Below are 5,265 nucleotides of genomic sequence, written 5' to 3'. Positions count from 1 at the left end.
AGACGGTGATCTACCGCATCATCTTTCGCCGGGCGCTGCCGCGCGCGTTCCCGGTGCTGATCCGCAAGCGCGTCTACAACAGCGCGCTGGTCGGTTACTCGGGCGAGCTGATGTTCGCGATCTGGCTGAAGCGGAGCTTCGGGCTCAAGACCAAGCGCATTCTGGTGGCGCTCAAGGACAATGCGATCCTGTCGGCGGTGTCGTCGGGCCTCGTCACCGCGGTGCTGCTGGTGCTGTTCGCCGCCACCGGCAATGCGCGGCGGATCATCGACTGGCTCCACCCCGGACCCGCGCTGATCGTCGCTGGCATCCTCGCCGCAATATTCGTGCTGCCGGTGCTCTACCGCCTGCGCCGCCACCTGATCGCGCTGACGGCAGGGCAGGCCGTCAGCGTGCTCGGCATCCACGTCTCGCGCACCTCGCTCGTCGTGCTGTTGCAGGCGGCACAATGGGCGGTGGTGCTGCCGCAGGAGCGCTGGGGCACGTGGCTCGTATTCCTGACCGCGCAGATGGTGATCTCGCGCCTGCCGATCATCCCCAACCGCGACCTGCTGTTCTTGAGCGCGGGGTTGGAAATGAGCAACACGATCGCTGGGCCGCGCGCGGCGATGGCGGGGCTGCTGCTCGCGGGCGGGGCGCTGACGCAGGCGATGAACCTCGGCTTCTTCATCATCACCTCGTTCATCGCGCAGCCGCCGAAGCTCGACGCGCGCGAGATGGAGGAGGTGGACGACGCCGACGAGGAAGCGCGGATCGCCGGCACCGCCTGACCGCGCGCTACCGCTGCGTCGCGTCGATCTCCGCGCGCGACCAGCCGCCGCCCATCGCCTGATACAAAGCGACGAAGTTGGTCAGCCGATCGGCCTCGGCCTGCACCAGCGACAGTTGCGCGTTCAGCAGGCTGCGCTGCGCGTCGAGCTGCTCGATGTAGGCCGAATAGCCCGCTCGGTAGCGGTTGGTCGCATTCTCCAGCGCACCGCGCGCCGCCGCCGCCTGATCGGACAGGTCCTGCGCCTGCTGCGCGATGCGGCGATATCCTGCGAGCGCGTCGTCGACCTCGCGGAACGCGGACAGCGCGGTGCGGCGATAGGCGAACGCGGCCTGATCGCGCCGCGCCACTGCGCCACGCTCCTGCGCGCGCAATCGCCCACCGTCGAAGATCGGCGACAGGATGCTTGCGCCCAATGAGAACACGCCGACCGGGTTCGACAGCGCAGTCGACAGCACCACGCCCACGGAGCCGGTGAGCGCCAGATTGGGCAGCATCGCCGCGCGCTGGCTGTCGAGCGAGCGGTCGGCGGCGACCAACGTCTGCTCGGCCTGGAAGATGTCGGGACGGCGCCGCAGCAGGTCGGCGGGCAAACCGTCCGGGATCGGCGGCAGCTGCAATCGCTCGAGCGACAGCCCGCGCGGAATGCTGCGCGGCGCGTCGCCGGTCAGCAGCGACAGCGCATTCTCCTGCCGGCTGATCGCGAGCTGCGCCTGCGGTACCAATTGCGCGGTCGCGGCATATTCCGCCTGCGCTTGCCGGAGTTCGAGGCGCGACGAATAGCCGGTCTCGAACCGCCGTCGCGCGATCCTGAGCGCGTCGCTGCGTGCTGCCAGCGTCCCGCGCGCGATCTCCAGCCGCTGGTCGAGCGCACGCAGCGTGATGTAGCCCGTTGCGGTGCTCGCCGCGACCGCGAGCCGCACCGTGTCGCGCGCGCCCTCGCTCGCCAGCAATTGCGCACGCGCCGCGCGGCTCGCCTGCTTCAGCCGCCCGAACAGGTCGAGGTCGAAGCTGGCGGTGATCGCGGGCTGGACGCCCAGCGCGCGGCTAGGCGTGCCGAACGGGCTGAGCGTCTGCCCCTGCGTTTCCGGCACCTGGCCGCCGATCGACGGCAACAGCTGCGCGCGCGCCAGCGCTTCCGCTGCACGCGCTTCCTCGACGCGCCCCGCGGCAACTGCGATGTCGAGGTTGTTGGCGAGCGCTCGCTCGACCAGGGCGGTCAATTGCGCGTCGCCGAAGCTCGTCCACCAGGCTTGCGCGATCGGCTGCCCCGGCGGCGTCTGCGTCCGCCACGCCGGCGGCGGCACCACCGCGGCAGCGGCGGGCGCCTCGGCGCGCTTGCCCGGCAGTGTGCAGCCTGCGAGCGCCAGCACCAGCGCGAGGGGAAGGGCGCGCCTCATTGCACCGTCGGCGCGCCGTTCAGGTCGACGCGTGCCTGCACCGACATGCCGGGGCGCAGCCTTGCCGCGAGTGCCTGTCCCGGATCGATGCGGATGCGCACCGCGATCCGCTGCGGCACCTTGGTGAAGTTGCCGGTCGCATTGTCCGACTTCAGCACCGCGAACTCGCTGCCCGCCGCGGGTGAGATGCGCTCGACATGGCCGCGGATGCGCGCGTTGTTGAGCGCATCGACGGTGAAGCTCGCCGGCTGCCCGACCGCGATCCGCGCGGTTTGCGCTTCCTTGAAGTTGGCGATCACCCAGACCTCGGGCGGGACGAGGAACATCAGCTGCGATCCCGCGGTCACGTACTGGCCGACGCGCACGCCGATCTCGGACAGGCGCCCACGCTCAGGCGCGCGGATCAGCGTGTTGGAAAGGTCGATGCGGGCGAGCCGCAGCTGCGCCTCCGCCCCCGACACGCCCGCCTGCTGCCCGCCGCGGCCGACTTCAACCGTTCGAATGTCCTGCCCGGCGATCTCGCGCGCGGCCTGCGCCTGGCGCACGCCGGCCTGCGCCTGCCGCAAGGCGGCGAGCGTCTGGTCGCGTTCGCGTAGCGAGACAGAGCCGTCCTTCACCAGATCGTTGACGCGCGCCATGTCGGCCTGCGCGCGCATCAGCTGCGCCTGCGCATTCTCGACCGCGGCCTCCTGCGCCCCGAAACTCGCCTGCCGGCTCGCCGCCTGCTGGCGCGAGTTGGCGAGCGTCGCCTGCGCCGCCTCGACCTGCGAGGCTGCCGCCTCGACGCGCTGCGCGTAGATGCGGCGGTCGATCTCAACCAATGGCTGCCCCTGCTCGACATTGGCGAAATCGCGCACCAGCACGCGCGTAACATAGCCCGACACCTGCGGGCTGATGACGGTCACGCGCCCGCGGACATAGGCGTTGTCGGTCGACTGGTCGTCGGGGTTGAACGGCCAGATCCGCCACGCCGCCAGCACCGCGGCTAATCCCGCGAGCGCGAGCACCACGATCAGCACGACCGAGCCCGCCTTCAGTTGCGGCGGATGCCAGCCCGATCCCTGTGGTGCGGCGGGGGTCGAGGCGGGGGCTGAGGAGGGTGCCGCGACTGGCTCGGGCGTCGGTGCGCCGCCCTGCTCGGCGATCTTCTCCTCGGTCATCGGCGTCGGAGAAACGTTTGGGGAACGCGGGTCGGTCATGCGGTAACTCCGCGACGCGCGCGGATCGCACGTCGCACCAGCAGGAAGAGGAGGTATAAAAAGGTCAGCGCGGCGAGCACCGCGACCAGCCGGAATACGTCGTTGTAGGCGAGCACATTGGCTTCGCGCGTCGCCGATTGCGACAGCAGCGCCGCGCCCTCCGCGCTGCGCAAGCTCGGGTCGCCGACGACGCGACCGACTCCGGCGGCACCCGCCTGGATGCGCTGCGTGACGATCGGATCGGTCACGTCGACGCCCTGCACCAAGGCGGCGCTGTTCGCCTTCTCGCGCACCACCTGATACGTGCCAAGCAGCGCTGCGCCGCCCAGGCCTCCCATCGAATTGATGATGCCGAACAGCGCGATGAAGCTGATGATGTGACCGCTGCCCGCCGCCAGCGCCCGCGTCATGCCGAACAGCAGTGCGGGGCCGAGGAAGAACGCGCCGGCAAAGGCGATCAGTCCTTGCGTTGCGTACAGCTGCGGCGCGCGCGTCAGGCTGGTCGAATGCGAATCGATGAACGCTGCGATCGCGACCAGCCCGACCGCGAGCATGATCGGGTGCGCCAGCTTCTCGATGTTGAGCGTGATCGCGCTCGCCACGACGCCAGCGGCGGTCGCAAGCGTCAGGATCAGGAAGAACGGCACGAGCTGGTCGTTGTTCTGCCCCAGCACGGTCAGCAGCCCGACCGCGCCGGTGGTCTGCTCCGCCAGCACGATGCGCGCCATGATCGTGACGATCGTAAAGCGCAGAATGTCCGCGCTCGCCAGCCAACGCGTGTTGAGCAGCGGGTTGGCGCGCCCGCTCTCGATCAGCAGCGCGGCGGCGAGCATCGGGATCGCGGCGATCATCGCCCAGCCGATCCAGTTCGCCTGCGTCCACCAGTCGATCCGACCCAGGCCGAGCACCGCGGCGAACAGCGCCATCGATCCGGCGAAGAGCACGAAGGTGACGAAATCGAGCGGCTCGAACGCCTTGACCCGATTGGTCGGTGGCAGCCGAAGCGCGATGACGGCGGCAAGGCTCATCGCGGCGAGCCCGAGCTCGAACAGGTAGAGCGTCCGCCACTGGCTCATCGCTAAGAGGTCGGGAGAGAACAGCCGCGCCATCGGCGTCGCGCATTGCGGCACGCCGATCCCGACCACCACCGCGCGCAACCGCCACTTCGCCGGGAAACCCTGCATCAGATAATAGAGCGCAAGGCTGCTGATCGGTGCGCCCGCCATGCCGCCCGCCGCGCGCACCAGCACCGCCGAGCTGAAATCGCGCACGAACAGGTGCGCGAAGGTGACGACGACGTAGATCGCGAGAAAGATGATCGCGAAGGGGCGGAGCCCGAACTCCTGCCGGAACTTGATCATCAGCAGGTTGATGCTGACGTTGGTCATCACATAGACCGTCGGCAGCCAGGCGATCTCGGCGGGATCGAGTCCGAGCGCGCCTTGCAGCGTATAGGTGTTCGCCGAGATCAGCGCATTGCCGAACCCGCCCGTCAGGCCGAGCAGCACAGCGATGACGCCATAAGCGATGCGGTGGCGCAGCTGATGCTCGACCGACCCTGGCGAACCGGGAATCGCCGGGATCTCATGGGGCAGGAAGTCCCAATGTTCCTCTGACAGGAAGCGGCGGAGACGGGCGAACATGGCCTGCCTATAAACCCGGAAACCGCGGCAGGTCAGCCACTTCGCTCACTGGTCGAGGATGCGGCGGTAGAGCTGGATATAGCGGTCCGCCATGCGTTCGACCGAGAAGCGCTCCGCCACCGCGCGGCGGCAGGCGGCGCGGTCGATCTCGGGCAGGCGCGCGACGGCTGCGATCGCTTCATCGACGCTGTCCACCAGGAATCCGGTGACGCCGTCCTCGATCAGCTCGGGCATCGACCCGCGGTTGATCGCGA

General features: G+C 69.3%; 4 protein-coding genes and 1 pseudogene. 1 reads left to right on the top strand and 4 read right to left on the bottom strand.

Annotation, left to right across the window (positions count from 1 at the left end; all coding sequences use genetic code 11):
- Positions 1 to 770 (top strand): hypothetical protein (locus QZ847_RS14550; RefSeq protein ID WP_294357719.1); only part of this gene is annotated, 770 nt, incomplete at its 5' end.
- A gap of 7 nt (positions 771 to 777) precedes the next feature.
- Here QZ847_RS14550 and QZ847_RS14545 read toward each other — a convergent pair.
- The 4 genes and pseudogenes from QZ847_RS14545 to QZ847_RS14530 form a co-directional block, all read right to left on the bottom strand.
- The gene (locus QZ847_RS14545; RefSeq protein ID WP_294357717.1) at positions 778 to 2,169 is read right to left on the bottom strand and encodes an efflux transporter outer membrane subunit; all 1,392 of its coding nucleotides are present in this window, start codon (positions 2,167 to 2,169) and stop codon (positions 778 to 780) included.
- Positions 2,166 to 3,368, bottom strand: coding sequence for an HlyD family secretion protein (locus tag QZ847_RS14540; protein WP_294357713.1), 1,203 nt, complete (start codon positions 3,366 to 3,368; stop codon positions 2,166 to 2,168). The genes QZ847_RS14545 and QZ847_RS14540 overlap by 4 nt, the downstream gene beginning before the upstream one ends.
- Positions 3,365 to 5,011 (bottom strand): MFS transporter, encoded by a 1,647-nt coding sequence (locus tag QZ847_RS14535; protein WP_294357710.1) that lies wholly within the window; start codon positions 5,009 to 5,011, stop codon positions 3,365 to 3,367. The genes QZ847_RS14540 and QZ847_RS14535 overlap by 4 nt, the downstream gene beginning before the upstream one ends.
- 45 nt (positions 5,012 to 5,056) lie before the next feature.
- Positions 5,057 to 5,265 (bottom strand): annotated as a pseudogene (locus tag QZ847_RS14530) (glycosyltransferase family 4 protein); the annotation flags it as partial.

This window comes from uncultured Sphingomonas sp. (assembly GCF_913778135.1).
Classification (GTDB): Bacteria; Pseudomonadota; Alphaproteobacteria; order Sphingomonadales; family Sphingomonadaceae; genus Sphingomonas.
This window is presented reverse-complemented; position numbering and strand designations above follow the sequence as displayed.